Genomic DNA, 16,549 nt, shown 5'->3' with positions numbered 1-16,549 from the left:
TTCCTTTTCTTTTTTAATTTTCCATATTTAAAATTTTTTTACCATATTCAAATTTTTTCAAAAAAAATAGATAAAATGTTTATTTAAACAGATATTCCTGTTTCATAAAATTATTTTTTCATACTTTTCCATTTGTCCCTAGCTTCATAAATCGAAAATTCCCTATCATATTTTATTTCATTCAATTCGTCTTTTATATAAAAAATTTTTTCCAAGTCAATTTCATAATCATTTGCAATCGCAATAATATAATAAAAAACGTCAAATACTTCCTCTTCAATTGTCCCCTTTATATTTTTTCCATCGTATCTGACATTTTTTCTAATATTTTCAGCAAGTTCTCCAAATTCCTCAATAAGTTTTAAAACAAGCCTTTGTCCATTTTCTCTTTTCTGCTGAGGACTCTTATCGTCTTTTGTTTCATCCAGAGTTCCTTTTTCTATTCTTTTTATTAAATATTGTACTTCTTTAAGAGTCATATCATCACTGTTATTATTTTTTTTATTCATAAAACTACCTCCTTCTTTTCTAAATTCTTTGGTATAAATACTTAAAATTAATGTTTTTATTTTACACAATATACTGTTATTAATGAATTTTTTTTATAATTTTTATGTTTTTAGTTTATTTACAACAAGATAGTTTTACTAAAACATGAATCAAGCAAAATTTCGTTAAAGAAAAAATAACTGTTTGAGATTTTGAAATATGTTTTAAATTATACACAGTTATTTCAGTTAAAATAATCTTGGTTCAAAATCGAGTTTTATTTCTTCTTTATAAGAAAGTTTTGCGTAAAGCGGGAGTGCAGAGGTATGGCGTTTGATACCTCTGCATTAAAAAAACTAATATTAAATAAAATAAAAAATATTTATTAATCAAAAAAAATCTGTAATAAAAGTATCATTTATTTTCAAATTTTTTAAAAAATTAATATTTGAAGATTACGTTTGTGGATTTTGGTTTTCCTATTTCTTTTTTCTCTTTCAAATAATCAATAAATATTTTTGTATCACTTAAATGAGTGTCTGTTCCACGTTTTTGAGCTGTGATTTTTCCTAATGTTGTGTAACCGTCTTTTCCTTTGGCGATGTAGGAGTTTACAGCTAGCATGTAGGTTTTTTTAGCATCGATTGGTACCCATTTGTTTGCTTTAAAGTCAAATACTTCTATTTTTTTGACTCTTGTTCCAAGTTTTCCTTCTTTTGTGGCTTCATATCTGATTCCTGCACCGTAAGGGAATGCTCCGCTTGAACCTCCATTTAGTACGTAGTCAATTGCATCTTCCAATGTCTGTTTCACTTCGGCTCCTGTAATATCTGTTATGAATACTGTGTTTGATGTAAATGGCAATAGCGAGTAGGCTTGATCATAAGTGAAATTTCCAGGATTTAGCGTAATTCTTACATTTCCTGCATTTCCTATTACAAAGTCAATATTTCCTGTTCCTGTATTTCTTAATTTATGTAAAACTGATTCGGCTACAAGCGTTGTTGCAAAAGAGCCGTCTTTGTTATGAGGACCTGGAACCCTGTTGTCTGATCCTCCTGGAATTTCTTCTGTAATTTTACCAACTGTCCGTTTTCCTAATTCTGTTTTTTCTTTTTGGTATCTTTCAAGAAGTTTTGATAAAGTTGGATCATTTTTGATGGCAACTATGTTTTTATTATTTTTTATTGAATTTAAAATTTCATTTTTTTCTTTTGCATTTAGTTGAACTGATTTTCCTTCAGCATTTTTCACTTCAAAAAAGTCATCTCCAATTAGAACTTTTGGTGTGGGAATTAATTCTGTAATTACTCCATTCTTGTCAAATTTTACTTTCATTTGCCCTAATAAATATGAATAATTCCATGCTTCCGCAATGTAAACGGGATTTCCGTTAGGTGAGTTTACTTTTCTAGGATAATCCTCTTTTTCTGGAACTAGTCCAAATTGCTTAAATTCTTTTCCTAACAAATAATGTGTATCTCCAGATATAATTAAATCAATTCCGTCGACTTTTTCTCCAATTTCAACATTTTTTTCATATCCTGCATGAGATAGCAGTATTATTTTGTTTATTCCCTGATCCTGTAATTCTTTTGTATATTTTCTGGCTGTTTCGACTTCATCTGTAAATTTTATATCATCTCCAGGACTGGAAGATTCTTTCGTTTTTTTCACAACATCAATTCCGATAATTCCGACTTTCTGACCGCCAATAGTTTTGATAATGTAAGGTTTCCATTTCCCTTCTAGAATGCTTCCCTTGTCAGGCACAACATTTGCTGAAATTATAGGTATAGTTAAAGCATCCAGAAATGATTTCAAAAATTTGTTTCCATCATCAAATTCATGGTTTCCCAGTGTGTAAACGTCAAAATTTATTGCATTCATAAGCTTAGCATCGGCTTTCCCTTCAAATAATGTGTAATATAGCGTTCCTGTTACAGCATCTCCTGCATGAAGCACCAGAGTGTTTTTGTTATTCTGTCTAAAATTTTTGATTTCCTGTCCCACTCTTGGCAATCCTCCAATATGCACTGTAACAGTCTTTCCATTCAGTTTTAAAGGCATTGTTTCCTCTTCCAGATGTGAATGGTGATCGTTAATATGGGCGACATTTAGTTCGAATGAACTGCTTGATGAGCCTTGTTTATTTGTTTTTCGAGCAGGTTTTGCTTCCAAACTTACTACAGAAAATAATGAGGCTGCCAGTCCCAATAATAGTAATTTTTTCATAATATTTCCTCCTTAAAAAATTTATTTGTCTAAAATCAATCGGATAAAAGTTAATTAAACTCAGGGTTTAAGCAAAATAGTCATAACTTTTAAGTTTGATTTAAGTATTATTACTATAATTATAACTTGATTTTTAAAAAAAGCACTAAAAAAATAAAATTTTATAAAAAAATAAATTTCAAATAAATTTTACAATATTTTAAAATAAAGCAATGCTATAATCTACTTAATATGATTTTTTGGGAAAATAATCCTCCAAGCAAATCTGTATTAAATTAAAAAGAAGGAGATAATACAATGAATGTCAGAAACTTTATGAAAAAATTGATTTTAGTATTAGGAATACTCGGAATCTCAATTACTTCCTTTGCGGTGACTAGAAGACACAATAGAATCGTATATGTAAAAAGGGAGCCAAGAAGAATAATAAGAAGAAGATACATCTTTATAAGAGTTCCAAGAAGAAAAAAAACCGTATATGTGAAAAGAGAACCATCTCACAGACAAAGACGTGCAAGAATAGCTGCTGGAAGAAGAAGAGCCACTAGAAGAAGATAATTTTTTGTTTAATAAAAAGCTTTAGTTCATTCGATTTTTCAGCTTTTATAAAAGTTAAATATAGTAAAGACAAGGGATTTTGATTGTATCTCTTGTTTTTTTATTATTAAATTTAGTAAAATTAAAGAAATTTATGAAAAAACAATAATAGAGAAGAGAACTGAAATTTTTCCCAGTCCTAAAATTTATAACCGTTTTATTTCATCAGTAAACAGAAATGTTTTGAAAGTTTCTGATATTATAGGCAATTCACTTAAAAATTGGAATAAAAATATGTAAAAAGCAATGAATCGGCTTCTGCTCTCGTTTTAGGCTAGAATTGCTATAAAATTTAATTAGCATGGTGAAATATCCAATCTAGAAATACTTTTGTATTTTTTCCATGTAGCATCTTCTCCATTCCCATCAGTTGGATACATTCCATAAAACCAGTCTTTCTGAATTACTAATATTGCATTTTTTCTATTTCCGTTTATATGGACTTTTTCCCTTATTTCCTGTATAATATCAATATAAAGTGCCAGTTTTGCAGGAAGGGGAAATTTATGCTGTATTTTGCAAATGATTATACGCAAGGGGCTTGTCAGGAGATTTTGGATGCGATTGTTAAGACTAATTTTGAGAATTTGTCTGGATATGGGGCTGATAAATATTGTGAAAGTGCAAAAGTAAAAATTAGGAGAGCTTGTGAAGTGGAAAATGCAGATGTTTATTTTTTAGTTGGTGGAACACAAACTAATGCAGTTGTGATAAATTCGATACTGCAGTCTTATGAAGGGGTAATTGCGGCTGAAACAGGGCATATTAGCGTGCATGAAGCCGGAGCAATTGAATTAACTGGGCATAAAGTTTTGACTTTGCCACATCATAATGGAAAAATCAATGTTAATGAATTAAAGGGATATTTACAGACATTTTATACAGATGAAAATCACGAACATATGGTTTTTCCTGGAATGGTTTATATTTCACATCCAACAGAATATGGAACTTTGTATACCAAAAACGAATTAACAGAAATTTCAGAAATTTGTAAAAAATATAAGATTCCGTTATTTTTAGATGGAGCAAGGTTGGCATACGGGCTTATGGCAAAGGATACGGATGTTACACTTCCAGATGTTGCACGGCTTTGTGATGTTTTTTATTTTGGAGGGACAAAAGCTGGAGCATTGCTTGGGGAAGCGGTTGTTTTTACAAAAAATAATACACCAAAGAATTTTGTAACAAGAATAAAACAACATGGGGCATTGCTCGCAAAGGGAAGGCTGCTTGGAGTACAGTTTGACACATTATTTTCAGATGACTTGTACAAAAGGATTGGAAAACATGCAATAGATTTAGCTGAAAAATTAAAAAATATTCTGCACAAAAAAAATTACAGATTTTATCTAGAATCACCTACAAATCAACAGTTTATCATAATTAAAAATACAAAAATGGAAGAACTGGCAAAAAACGTAAGTTTTTCATTCTGGGAAAAATATGATGAAAACTATACAGTGATAAGGCTAGCAACAAGCTGGGCAACTACGAAAAAAGATTTGAATGAATTAGTAAAATTATTATAAATAGAGAAAGCGAGAGGATTTTATGAATTATAAATTGATTGCGACTGATATGGATGGGACATTGCTTGATGAGGAGCATGGGATAACAAAGGAAAATGTTGAGGCGATTATTAAAGTTCAGAAGGAAAAAGGAGTTAAGTTTGTGCTTGCGAGCGGTAGACCTAGTTATGCGATGTTTGAATATGCAAAAGAGCTTCAAATGGATAAGTATGAAGGTTATGTTTTGGCATTTAACGGTGGAGAATTAATTGATATGAAGACAAATGAAGTAATTTTTCACGAGGGACTGGGGAAAAAGGATATTGAAAATGTTTATAAAGTTTCAAAAGAAATAAATGTTCCGATGATTTTGTACGTTGGGGATACGATTTATGGGACAGAAGCGACAGATGGGGTAATGTACGAAACAAATCAATGTAAAATGAAATTCCAAAAATTTGATTCACTTGAAGATTTAGAAAAAAAAGGAATAGACAAAACTACAAAATGTATGATTATTGGAACACCAGAAGAAGTATTAATGGCAGAAGAACATATGAATAAAGTTCATGGGAACGATTATTTTATCGCCATTTCAAAACCAATCTTCCTAGAAATTGCTAACAAAAATGTGGATAAAGGGAAAACATTAAAAAAATTGGGAGAAATTGAAAATATAAAACCTGAGGAAATGATTGCGGTTGGTGATAGTGCCAACGATAAGCCGTTGCTGGAGTACGTGGGAATGCCTGTGGCTGTGGAAAATGCAATTCCTGAAATTAAGGAAATAGCTAAATTTGTTTCGACATCGAATGTGGAGCATGGGCTGAAAACTACGATTGAGGAGTTTTTTGAATTTTAAAACTATAAAATTTGTACAGGAATTATCGGGAAAAAAGTCGAAAAATCATATATACTTTTAGTGTAAGGAGGGAAAATATATGATTAAGGCATTTAATGAAACGATGAAATATATCGAAGAAACCTTGACTGACAGAATTGACGAGAGAAAGATTGCATTGCTTTCTGGGTATTCGTATCCGCTGTTTAGCAGAATGTTTTCAATTATGGTGGATTATCCGTTAAGTGAGTATGTTCGCTTTAGAAAGTTGAGCTGTGCTGCGATAGATTTACGTGAAAGTGATGAAAAGATAATAGAAATAGCCTTTAAATACGGTTATGAATCTCAAGATTCATTTTCCTTGGCATTCAAAAAATTTCATGGGCACACGCCAAAGGAAGTCAGAAAAGGAAGTGCATTTCAAATTTTTTCTCCTATAAGATTATCTTTAAGTATTGAAGGAGGAAAAAATATGGACATCAAAGTTATGAAAAAATCGGCTTTTAAAATTGCAGGATTGGTGGAAAGAGTTGAAGAAGGTGGTGATTTTCCTAATGTCTGGAATAAACTTTTTAAAAAAGTATCTCCAGAAAAATTAGAAAATTTAGGAAATGGACAAAGTTATGGAGCTTGCTATGAAATTGAGAAAAATGAAAATTGTGAAAGCAAGTTTACTGTAAACTATATGGCTGGATACGATATTCAAAATGTTACCGAAGCAAACGATTTGGGACTTAATATACTTGAAGTTCCAGAAGCTGAATATGCTGTAGTAAAATTGAAGGGAATTGTTCCAAATTGCATTCATGAAGGCTGGAAATATGTGACAGGGACATTTTTCCCAGAACAAGGTTACAGACACGCTGGAACACCTGATTTTGAAGTTTATGGTGAAGGGGATATGTATAGTTCTGACTATGAAATGGAACTTTGGGTTCCGATAGTAAAAGATAAAAATTAAATTTATAATATTTTCTCTAAATCTTTTAAAAAATTATTTTAACTGATTTCTGCTATTTAAATGTTATAAAAAAATGGGAGATATTCTGAATACACAGTTTATTTCCCATTTTATCTTTATTATACTAAACCCCATTTAAATAATAGAAATAAAATTTTACAATAAGTAATTCGATAGCTTTATTAAAAAAATCAAATTTAATTCTTAAGTATCCATATAAGGGATTTTTATTTAGATTATGAAAAACTGTTTATTATTAATAAATATTTTTTCATAATCTTATGTTTTTTCTTTTCATAAAGCAAGGGAAATCAGTCGCCATTTCCCTTGCAACCCTGGCTCGTCTAAGCATTTTTTTGAAATAAAAACGAAACTCGCTAACGCTCAGACAGTCGTTTTCATTCCAAAAAAATCACGACATTCTGTACTAAATTATATAGATTATTATATTTAAATTCTAGGCTTTTGCATTTGGAAAATATTAAATAAGCAAAATTTCTTTAAAGGAAAAATAACTGTCTGAGCGTAGTTTTACGAAGCGAGTTTTATTTTTTCTTTATAAGAAAGTTTTGCGTTAAGCGGGGTTGTAAGGGCATGGCGTCTGATGCCCTTACGTTAAAAAAAATTGAATAAAAAAATAGAAAAAACTATTATGAATCATAATACTTATAAATAAAATTATAAAAGCCTTTAAGATGGATACTTAATGATAAAATTTAATTAAAGGATATTTTAATATTTACATAGATTGTATAATAGCATAATATTGTAAAAAATGACTTTAATTTCATGAATTTTTGATATTTGGTCTTTAAATGAGAAATAGTGTTAATTTATTCTTTTTAAGAATTTTGTAAAATATCAAAAAAGTTAAAAATCACACTTTTTACGTTTACATTGCTTCTAATGCTATTTTTCAAATTTATCAGTTTTTTTAATTCATTTGATTCCACAGAATACTTCACGTTTATAATGATTTTTGAAAGAAAATTTATCAGAAATTCTTTCTCCTTTTTCAGTTCGCTTTCGATTTCATTTATAAAAAAATATACATTTTCGATATCCCAAAAACGTATTCGATGTGCCAGCAACTCAATACTTTTATTATATTTTATCGTCAAATCCAGATTATTTTTTATAACCAGCTCTCCAGTTGCATAATTTTTCATCTCAAAAATAATTTGTAAAATATCTTCTACAGTATTAATTTTAAATTCAATATCATCAAGTGAGAGATTTTGTTTTTTAAATTCCAAAATATCATTTTCATTTCCGTCAAAAAAATAATAAATTTCTTTGCTGACTCCCAGTTCATCATTGTTCATTCCAGACAGATGAAATTTGATTGTGCGGGATTTTATTGTGGAAATGATGTTTAATGTTCTTGATAAAAGTATGAAGTATACATTTTGTGGGGGTTCTTCCAAAATTTTTAAAAGAGCGTTTGAAGATTCTTTTCGCAAGTTTTCGATTCCGCACAGGATAAATATTTTTTTTGGCGAATTAAAGGAAGATTCTATTGATGAGTAGATGATTTCCCGAACTTCGTCAATTTTTATGTTTTCATTGCTTTTATTTATTATTTCAATGTCAGGATGCTGGAAATTATTAATAAGCCGTTCTATTTTCTCTTTTTCAGAGTCATTCTGCACATCCTTTGTCATAATCATTTTTGAAAACATTAGTGCATAAGAAAGCAAGTCAACTCTCTTATCACCATAAAAGAGATAACTTGCACTTATTTTATCCTGATTTATTTCATTGTTAAATTTTTCAGTTATTTCCTGTAATTTCATTTTTTCTCATTTTCTCTTTTTTAGATTAACAACAGATATTATTAATTTTCTTTCATTTGAAGAGTTCTTAATAATTTTTTGTTGTCAAATGCAGCTCCTCCACCTAAAACTACTGAATCAAGTGGATTTGGAGATAAGAACACTTTGATTCCAACTTCTTTTTCCATCATGTCAACAAAGTTTTTGATTAATGAACCTCCACCAGTCATTACAATTCCATTATCTAGAATATCTGCGGCAAGCTCAGGCGGGCATTTTTCAAGAACTTCTTTTGTTGAGTTCACTACCTGGTATAATGAATCTTCAATTGCTTCATAAATTTCATTTGCGTTAATTTCTACTGTGTTAGGAATACCGGATTCCAAATCCCTACCTTTTATTTCCATAATTTCAGGTGACTGAACTTTTAATGCTGTAGCCATTTCCTTTTTAATTTTTTCAGCAGTTCTATCCCCGATTAATAAGTTGTATTTTCTTTTTACATATCTTACAATATCTTCGTCAAATCTGTTTCCAGCGATTCTGATTGACTTGCTTGCGATAATTTCATCAAGTGAAAGAATTGCAATATCAGTAGAACCTCCACCTATATCAATTACCATGCTTCCTTCAGGTTGTGAAATATTTACACCTGAACCGATGATGGCAGCTCTCCCTTCTTCAATAATATATGTCTTTTTAGCACCTTTTACTGCATCAAACAAGGCTTTTCTTTCCACACTTGTAACTTCGATTGGCACACAGATCATTACTTCCGGTTTGAATAATGAATTTCCATAAATTTTATGAATAAAGTATGTAATCATTTCCTTTGTTGAGTCAATATCTGCGATAACTCCATCTTGCAGAGGCTTGATAGCTTGAATGCTGTCAGGAGTTTTTCCTAACATTTCCCTAGCTTCTCTTCCAACTGCGATTAATTTTCCAGTTTTTCTATCTCTTGCAACCACAGATGGCTCATTTAATACTATTTTTTTTCTTTGCTTATCATAAATTAATATGTTTGCAGTTCCCAAATCTATTGAGATACTTTTATTTACTCTAAATATTTTTACAAAATCAAATGCTCCCATTTTTCCTCCTATTAAAATTAACTTTCTTAATTATATCATACTTTTCGATAAAAATTTATTATTTTTTGCAATTTTTTTAAATTTTTTGTTTATATTATTATTTTTTGTAAAATATATTAACTAAAGTATTTAAATTTATTAAAAATATAAGTTAAAAATCCTTTGCATTTAGCCATTTTAAAATTTCATCATAAATTTCGTGCTTATTTGTTTCATTAAGGGATTCATGTCGTCCGTTCTTATTTTCAAGAATATTTATTCTTCTTTTTTTCTTTCTTAGCATATTAAAAATTTTACTGATATACGGAATGTTGATCACTTTATCGTCAGTTCCGTAAACGGCTAATATTTTTGCACGCTTGTCTAATTTTTTGTAATTTCTGTTGACAAATTCCATTGTGGCAAAAATTCCGGAATAAAATTTTGGTGTGACAGGATATCCGCAAAGTTTGCTGCCTTCGTATTTTTTATTTTCAGTTTCATCTCTTGTCAGCCAGTCAAATTTGGTTTTATTTGGCTCAAAATTTGCGTTGCATTTTTCCATAAATTTATTAAATACAGAAACTTTTTTGAAAATCATTCTTTCCAGAAGAGTGACAAAATGTCCGCCTAAGGCTACCAGCTGATTTTTCAATGGAAACCCTGATAAAATAAAATATTTATATTTATTTTTAATTCCCCATCGTGTTCCAATAAGAGAACCCATGCTATGTCCAAAAATCGTTGTGTTGCTTGGAGTTGCTCCAACTTTGCTCAAAATTTTTGCAAAAAAGTTATCGATATCCTTAAATACGGATTTTATCCCGCCTTTTCCAAAATCTCCGATTTCATCCTTTTTCAGTTCACCGTGCCCTCGAATTTCCATAACAAACACATTGTATCCGTTGGAAGCCAAAAATTCCCCAAATTCGGCATATCTGTCGACAGGCTCTGTCATCCCATGAAATATCACGACATTATTTTTATATTTTTCTCTTTTTGACTCAAAAAATAAATAAGGGATTTTTTTATTATCAAAACTTTCAAAATATTGCTTTTCCATTATGTTCCTTTCTGAAAAAATATTATCAAATATTCAGTCTTTCACTAATTTTAAATAAGTACACATATTCATTATAATATAATATTATTTTTTTTGCAATTACAAATTTTTTTCTTGTAGATAAGCAGGAAGTGAAAACGTCTTTAGGTGTCAATAAGTAAAAAACCACAGATTACTATATCTGTGGGCAAACGGAGATTGGAGGATAAAATTATTATTTGCTAAAATAGAAATAGAAAATTATGGCTATAATAGCAACAAAGATGAAATCTCCGCTTATCACAATCTCACCTCTATCCTGTATCAACTGGGCGGTGAAGCCCAAAGTATTATAACATAAAAAATACTCTAATCAATTATGAGTAGAGCATTTTTTTCACCTTTTTGTTAATACAGAATGTTTTTCTCCGTTTTTTACGTACATTTGTTATATCACATTCTATTTTATCAGTCAATCAAATTTCTATTACTTTTTCAGAAAATGGAAAATATGAAAAATATGTGAAAAAACTATATTAATTATGAAAAATATATGCTAAAATATAAAATATAGAAAAATGAAAATAAGGAGGCATTTTGATGAATTATCAAAATTTAGTGAATGGAGAATGGAAAAACTCTAAAAATACAATAATTATTTATTCGCCTATAAATGGGGAAGAGCTTGGAACTGTGCCAGCCATGTCAAGAGAAGAAGTTGATTATGCTATGGAATCTGCCAGAAAGGCTTTGCCTGCCTGGAGAGCATTGTCGGCTGTGGAAAGAGCGTCTTATTTGAATAAGGCTGCAGATATTCTTGAAAGAGATAAGGATAAAATCGGGGAAAATTTGGCAAAGGAAGTAGCAAAAGGGATTAAGGCCGCTATTTCAGAAGTTGTGAGAACTGCGGATTTGATTAGATACGCTGCGGAAGAAGGGCTTAGAATCACAGGCGAATTTGTAAATGGCGGTGGATTTGAAGCTGGAAGCAAGAGAAAATATGGGGCAGTAAAAAGAGAGCCAGTTGGTGTTGTGCTTGCAATTGCGCCATTTAACTATCCAGTAAACTTGTCGGCATCTAAAATCGCACCAGCGTTAATAGGAGGAAACGTAGTAATTTTCAAGCCACCTACACAAGGTTCAATTAGTGGACTATTATTGACACAAGTGTTTGCAGAAGCTGGAATTCCGGCAGGAGTGTTTAACTCTGTAACTGGAAAAGGTTCTGAAATTGGAGATTATCTGATTGAACATAAGGAAGTGAACTTTATAAACTTTACAGGAAGCACGCCAATTGGCAAAAAAATTGGAAAACTTGCTGGAATGCGTCCAATTATGCTTGAATTAGGTGGAAAAGACGCTGGAATCGTATTGGAGGACGCTGATTTGGAAAAAGCCGCAAAAAATATAGTGGCAGGAGCATTCAGCTATTCTGGACAAAGATGTACTGCAATTAAAAGAGTGCTTGTAATGGACTCTGTTGCAGATAAATTGGCTAACTTGATAAAAGCGGAAGTTGAAAAATTAACTGTGGGAGATCCCTTTGACAACGCTGATATTACAACAGTAATTGACACTCCGTCAGCAGACTTTATTGAAGGACTGATAAAAGATGCTCAGGAAAAAGGTGCAAAAGCATTGACAACAGTAAAAAGAGAGAAAAACTTAATATGGCCAGTAGTTTTTGACAATGTGACAACTGATATGAGAATTGCGTGGGAAGAGCCATTTGGACCAGTATTGCCAATTATCAGAGTAAAATCTGTGGATGAAGCAGTAGAAATTGCAAATAAATCAGAATATGGACTGCAGTCAGCAGTATTTACAAAAAATTTCCCATTGGCATTTGAAATCGCTGAAAAACTGGAAGTAGGAACAGTACATATAAATAATAAAACTCAAAGAGGGCCTGACAGTTTTCCGTTCTTAGGAATTAAAGGTTCAGGAGCAGGAGTTCAAGGGATAAAATATAGCATAGAAAGCATGACAAGAGTTAAATCTATTGTATTTGATATATAAGAATTGGAAAGATGTTTTCTTTTGGGAGAACATCTTTTTTTTGAAAAATTTAGATAAAAAAGCTATTTTACAGGAGGTTTTTCCATGAAAAAGGTAAGAATGTTTTTAATATTGGTTTTATCTGCATTAGCAGCTGTAAGTTGTTCCTATTTTAAAATTCCCAAAAAAACTGGAAGAAAAGCAGGGAATATATGCACTTATACAGCAAAGGGAGAGTTTATAGGGTGTGAACCTATAAAATAGCAAAAAAATAATTTTTTAAAAACAGAATAAAATTATATCTAAAAAAATAAAAAAATATATAGGAGGAAATGTTATGAAAAAAGCATTATTATTTTTATTTGCTGCATCTGTAGTATTTGCAGCAGGGCCAAAAGTTCCTTACACTCATGAGGGATTTTATTCGACAGATAAAGTTCAGAAGGCTGTTCATTTTGTGTCTGTTGACGACATTAAGAAAAGTCTAGAGGGAAAAGGGCCGATTAATGTAAGTTTTGACATTGATGACACATTGCTTCATTCAAGCGGATACTTTATCTACGGACAGCATTATTTCCAAATTCCAGGAGATAAGAGAGGTGCCGTAAGTTACCTGTATAATCAGAAATTCTGGGACTATGTAGCTGAAAACGGAGATGAACATTCAATTCCAAAACAATCTGCAAAAGATCTGATCAAAATGCACTTGGAAAGAGGAGACAACGTATTTTTCATCACAGGAAGAACAAAACATTCAAAAGCCAAAAACTACACTTCTACAAAACTTTCCAAAACATTGCAAAGATACTTTGAACTGCCAAAAGAAGTTTACGTAGAATACACAGCTGACACTCCAACAGGTGGCTACAAATACGATAAGTCATTCTACATCAAGAAACACAACGTTTCAATCCACTACGGTGACAGTGACGACGATATCCTAGCCGCAAGAGAGTTAGGAATCAGAGGAATAAGAGTCCAAAGAGCTTATAACTCAACAAATCCACAAAAAATGAACGGTGGCTATGGAGAAGAAGTTCTAATAAATTCTGCATGGTAAAAAAAATTATAACATATATTTTCAGAAGTATAAAAAGATACTTCTGATTTTTATTTTGGAAAAAGTATAGAAATATATGACTACAATATATATACAAATAGTATATCTTTTCTACTATTTTTATTTAATACTAAACCCCATTTAAATAACGGATTTATTACAAACTTTTCCAACAAAGGATAAAAACCTAGTATTTCAAAATAATTAAAATATAATTATAGACCGACGGAGCTTTTATTTGTTCAACTACGACTGTTTGACGACTGGAAGAAGGAGTTTCGGAGTTGGGCAAATAAAAGTCGTAGTCTAGCCATAGGTGCAGGATTTGCGGCAATGAGCAATCCTGCGAAAAAAAGAAAAAAACGAATAACAATAGTAAAAAACTGATATTAAATAAAATAATCCAATACTAAACCCCATTAGAAAATAGAAACTTTGTTAAGAAAATTTTATTCTATTAAGAAAGTTTTGCCTCGAGAGGAAGTAATTAGTAGAACTTTCGCCATTATTAAGTAATAATCAATTAAAGATATTAAAATAACTGTTATTGCGAAAAGAGATGTTGTCTGATCTTACTCCTTAAAATAAACTTATATGTGAAAATAACCAAAATAAAAATCCAGATAAATATTTAAAAGATAAATTTAATATAATTGTTAAAAAAATAACAAAACTTTCCTCCAAAGGTTGAAATATTGAAAAATATGTTTTAAAATATAGTAAATAAAATTTTAAGGAGGCAGAAAAATGAAAAGTTTAAAAGAGGATTTTTCTTTAATGTCAAGTTTGTTGATACCAGTAGCAGTGGCTATTAATTTTACAGGATTTGGGATTGCAAAATTTTTACAGTTGCCTATATTTCTTGATTCAATTGGATCGGTGTTTATTAGTCTTATTGCAGGGCCTTGGGTGGGGACAGTAACAGCAGTTATTACGAGTCTGATTACAGGAAGTTTTTCTCCAGAATATTTTGCATTTATACCTGTAGCAATATGTAATGCCTTGGTTGTAGGAATTCTTGCAAAAATGAGAACTAAGAATTTAGTAATAAAAACAATTATAGTAAGTTTGGCACTGGCTTCGGCTTCAATAATTGTATCTATTCCTATAATTATTAAAGTTTATGGAGGATTTACAGGAAACGCTTCATCTACAGTGGTAGTATTATTTAAAAGCATAGGATTTAGTTTGGAACAAGCAGTTGCGATAGCCACTATGCTTACAGAAGCGGCTGATAAAATTGTAACAACAGTAATTTCTATATTAATTATAAAAAGCATGTCAGATAGATATTTAATAAAATTTAAATATGGAGAAAATTATATCTATAAGAAAAATGGAGAATAGGAAGTTATGATTAAAAATTTTTTTAGAAACTTGTATCCTCTTACGAAGTTCTATTTAGCTGCAGTATTGTTAATATCAGCATTTATATTGCCAAACTATACTTATGGATATTTATTGATAGCAATTTGCGGAATTGTTGCCTATTTTTATGAAAAGTTGGGAATATACTTGAAAAGAGTGTTTTTTAGCCTGTTTTTTCTAACTTTGATTATATTTGCTGTACAGGGGCTGATGATTCCTTCTAATGATATTATGGCAAAATTTGGTTTTATTACAGTATATAAGACTGGGATAATAACTGCGGTAAGATTGACTTCCAAAATTGCAGCTCTAGTTTCTACTATAACAATGTTGACACTAATATCAAAAGCTAAAGAGTTCACAGTGGCTCTTGAAAAAAAAGGACTTAATCCTAAAGCGGCATTTATCTTGCTTTTATCACTTCAAATGATTCCTGAAATGAAAAAACAGTCAGATATAATTATGGATTCACAAAAGGCAAGGGGAGTAGAAATGGAAGGAAATGTATTCGTAAGATTTAAGGCACTTATTCCAATATTTATTCCAATGGTGTTGTCATCCATAATAAATACCGAAGAGCGTGCGATTACACTTGAGTCGAGAGGATTTTCCATTGGGGAAAAGCGAACAATATTGCACGATATAGAAGAAACAAAAAATGATAAGATTATGAAAATTATGCTGGCTATTTTTGTAGTGCTGTGTATTGTGTGGAGGGTGTTATGGGTTATTTTAAAATAGAAAATGTGAACTATAAATATCCGCTTGAAAACAAACAAGTCTTGAAAAATATTAATATCGAGATAAAAAAAGGCGAATTTTGGGCTGTAATTGGAAAAAATGGGAGCGGGAAAACGACGTTTTGTAATATGTTAAGGCGGTTTGTACCTGATTTTTATAAAGGGGAACTGACAGGGGAAATAACGCTGGAAGATAAAGAACTAAAAGATTATTCTCAAAAGGAACTTGTGCAGAAAATTGGGTTTGTATTTCAGAATCCGTTTACACAAATTAGCGGAGTAAAAGATACTGTTTTTGAGGAAATTGCTTATGGACTTGAAAATTTAGGTTTAGAAAAAGAGGAGATAATTTCCAAAGTTGAAAAAATATTGAAACTGCTTGAAATTGAAAAGCTGCGTGATAGAAATCCATATGACTTGTCTGGCGGACAAAAGCAAAGAGTGGCACTTGCCTCAATTATCGCAATGGATCCTGATATTCTAGTTATTGACGAGCCAACTTCACAGCTTGATCCAAAAGGAACAGAAGATATTTTCAAAATTATAAATTTAATGGCAAATGAAGGAAAAACAATAATTTTGGTTGAGCATAAACTTGAACTTATTGCAGAATATGCCGAAAATATCCTTGTCCTTGATGAAGGGGAAATAATTTTGAGTGGAAAAGCGGAAGAAGTTTTAAATAATAAAATTTTGCTAGAAAAGGAAATTGGAATGACACAGTATTCAATGCTTGCCTATGAACTTGAAAAAGCGAGAAAAGCTGAGTTTGAAGAAATTCCTATAACCAAGGAAAAGATAGTGGAATTATTGAAAAAATAAAAATTGTTAAGCAAATCTTAAAAATATTTATTTAAAA

Annotated in this window: 16 protein-coding genes; 10 read left to right on the top strand and 6 right to left on the bottom strand. The window is 30.7% G+C overall.

What is annotated here, in order from left to right:
- Nucleotides 1–110 precede the first annotated feature (110 nt).
- Nucleotides 111–509: a MazG nucleotide pyrophosphohydrolase domain-containing protein gene (locus HW275_RS05100; RefSeq protein WP_218975094.1), complete on the bottom strand. Its 399-nt coding sequence runs from the start codon at nt 507–509 to the stop codon at nt 111–113.
- Between the two features lie 421 nt (nt 510–930).
- The gene (gene nadN, locus HW275_RS05095) at nt 931–2,724 is read right to left on the bottom strand and encodes an NAD nucleotidase (RefSeq protein WP_178935537.1); all 1,794 of its coding nucleotides are present in this window, start codon (nt 2,722–2,724) and stop codon (nt 931–933) included.
- A gap of 297 nt (nt 2,725–3,021) precedes the next feature.
- Between nadN and HW275_RS05090 the strand changes: the two genes are divergently transcribed.
- Entirely contained in the window at nt 3,022–3,282 is a 261-nt protein-coding gene (locus HW275_RS05090) for a hypothetical protein (RefSeq protein ID WP_178935536.1), read from the top strand.
- A 335-nt stretch (nt 3,283–3,617) separates the two neighbouring features.
- On the opposite strand, the gene HW275_RS05085 is transcribed toward HW275_RS05090, so the two are convergent.
- The gene (locus HW275_RS05085) at nt 3,618–3,857 is read right to left on the bottom strand and encodes a hypothetical protein (protein ID WP_178935535.1); all 240 of its coding nucleotides are present in this window, start codon (nt 3,855–3,857) and stop codon (nt 3,618–3,620) included.
- On the opposite strand from HW275_RS05085, the gene HW275_RS05080 reads away from it, so the two are divergent.
- The 3 genes from HW275_RS05080 to HW275_RS05070 all read left to right on the top strand — a co-directional run bounded on the left by HW275_RS05080 (nt 3,828) and on the right by HW275_RS05070 (nt 6,634).
- The gene (locus HW275_RS05080) at nt 3,828–4,853 is read left to right on the top strand and encodes a low specificity L-threonine aldolase (RefSeq protein ID WP_178935534.1); all 1,026 of its coding nucleotides are present in this window, start codon (nt 3,828–3,830) and stop codon (nt 4,851–4,853) included. The two genes, HW275_RS05085 and HW275_RS05080, sit on opposite strands and share 30 nt — an antisense overlap.
- A gap of 22 nt (nt 4,854–4,875) precedes the next feature.
- Nucleotides 4,876–5,694 (top strand): Cof-type HAD-IIB family hydrolase, encoded by an 819-nt coding sequence (locus HW275_RS05075; protein WP_178935533.1) that lies wholly within the window; start codon nt 4,876–4,878, stop codon nt 5,692–5,694.
- Nucleotides 5,695–5,773: 79 nt separating this feature from the next.
- Nucleotides 5,774–6,634, top strand: coding sequence for an AraC family transcriptional regulator (locus tag HW275_RS05070; protein ID WP_178935532.1), 861 nt, complete (start codon nt 5,774–5,776; stop codon nt 6,632–6,634).
- A gap of 842 nt (nt 6,635–7,476) precedes the next feature.
- Here the strand turns inward: HW275_RS05070 and HW275_RS05065 are convergent.
- The 3 genes from HW275_RS05065 to HW275_RS05055 form a co-directional block, all read right to left on the bottom strand.
- On the bottom strand, nt 7,477–8,430 hold the full coding sequence (locus HW275_RS05065; protein WP_178935531.1) for an ATPase: 954 nt from the start codon (nt 8,428–8,430) through the stop codon (nt 7,477–7,479).
- Nucleotides 8,431–8,471: 41 nt separating this feature from the next.
- The gene (locus HW275_RS05060) at nt 8,472–9,503 is read right to left on the bottom strand and encodes a rod shape-determining protein (RefSeq protein ID WP_178935530.1); all 1,032 of its coding nucleotides are present in this window, start codon (nt 9,501–9,503) and stop codon (nt 8,472–8,474) included.
- Nucleotides 9,504–9,654: 151 nt separating this feature from the next.
- Entirely contained in the window at nt 9,655–10,545 is an 891-nt protein-coding gene (locus HW275_RS05055) for an alpha/beta fold hydrolase (RefSeq protein ID WP_178935529.1), read from the bottom strand.
- 579 nt (nt 10,546–11,124) lie between these two features.
- On the opposite strand from HW275_RS05055, the gene HW275_RS05050 reads away from it, so the two are divergent.
- The 6 genes from HW275_RS05050 (at nt 11,125) to HW275_RS05025 (ending at nt 16,512) form a co-directional block, all read left to right on the top strand.
- A complete protein-coding gene (locus HW275_RS05050; RefSeq protein WP_218975093.1) occupies nt 11,125–12,543 on the top strand; it encodes an NADP-dependent glyceraldehyde-3-phosphate dehydrogenase in 1,419 nt (472 codons plus the stop codon).
- An 84-nt stretch (nt 12,544–12,627) separates the two neighbouring features.
- A complete protein-coding gene (locus tag HW275_RS05045; protein WP_172619120.1) occupies nt 12,628–12,786 on the top strand; it encodes a hypothetical protein in 159 nt (52 codons plus the stop codon).
- A 73-nt stretch (nt 12,787–12,859) separates the two neighbouring features.
- On the top strand, nt 12,860–13,582 hold the full coding sequence (aphA, locus tag HW275_RS05040; protein WP_039889035.1) for an acid phosphatase AphA: 723 nt from the start codon (nt 12,860–12,862) through the stop codon (nt 13,580–13,582).
- A gap of 747 nt (nt 13,583–14,329) precedes the next feature.
- On the top strand, nt 14,330–14,929 hold the full coding sequence (locus HW275_RS05035) for a hypothetical protein (RefSeq protein WP_021769470.1): 600 nt from the start codon (nt 14,330–14,332) through the stop codon (nt 14,927–14,929).
- A 6-nt stretch (nt 14,930–14,935) separates the two neighbouring features.
- A complete protein-coding gene (locus tag HW275_RS05030; RefSeq protein WP_178935527.1) occupies nt 14,936–15,691 on the top strand; it encodes an energy-coupling factor transporter transmembrane component T in 756 nt (251 codons plus the stop codon).
- Entirely contained in the window at nt 15,673–16,512 is an 840-nt protein-coding gene (locus tag HW275_RS05025; protein WP_178935526.1) for an energy-coupling factor ABC transporter ATP-binding protein, read from the top strand. The genes HW275_RS05030 and HW275_RS05025 overlap by 19 nt, the downstream gene beginning before the upstream one ends.
- Nucleotides 16,513–16,549 lie beyond the last annotated feature (37 nt).

It is taken from the genome of Leptotrichia sp. oral taxon 223 (genome assembly GCF_013394795.1).
Taxonomy (GTDB): domain Bacteria; phylum Fusobacteriota; class Fusobacteriia; order Fusobacteriales; family Leptotrichiaceae; genus Leptotrichia.
The sequence above is the reverse complement of the archived record's forward strand: the minus strand, read 5'-3'. Positions and strand labels throughout refer to the sequence as shown.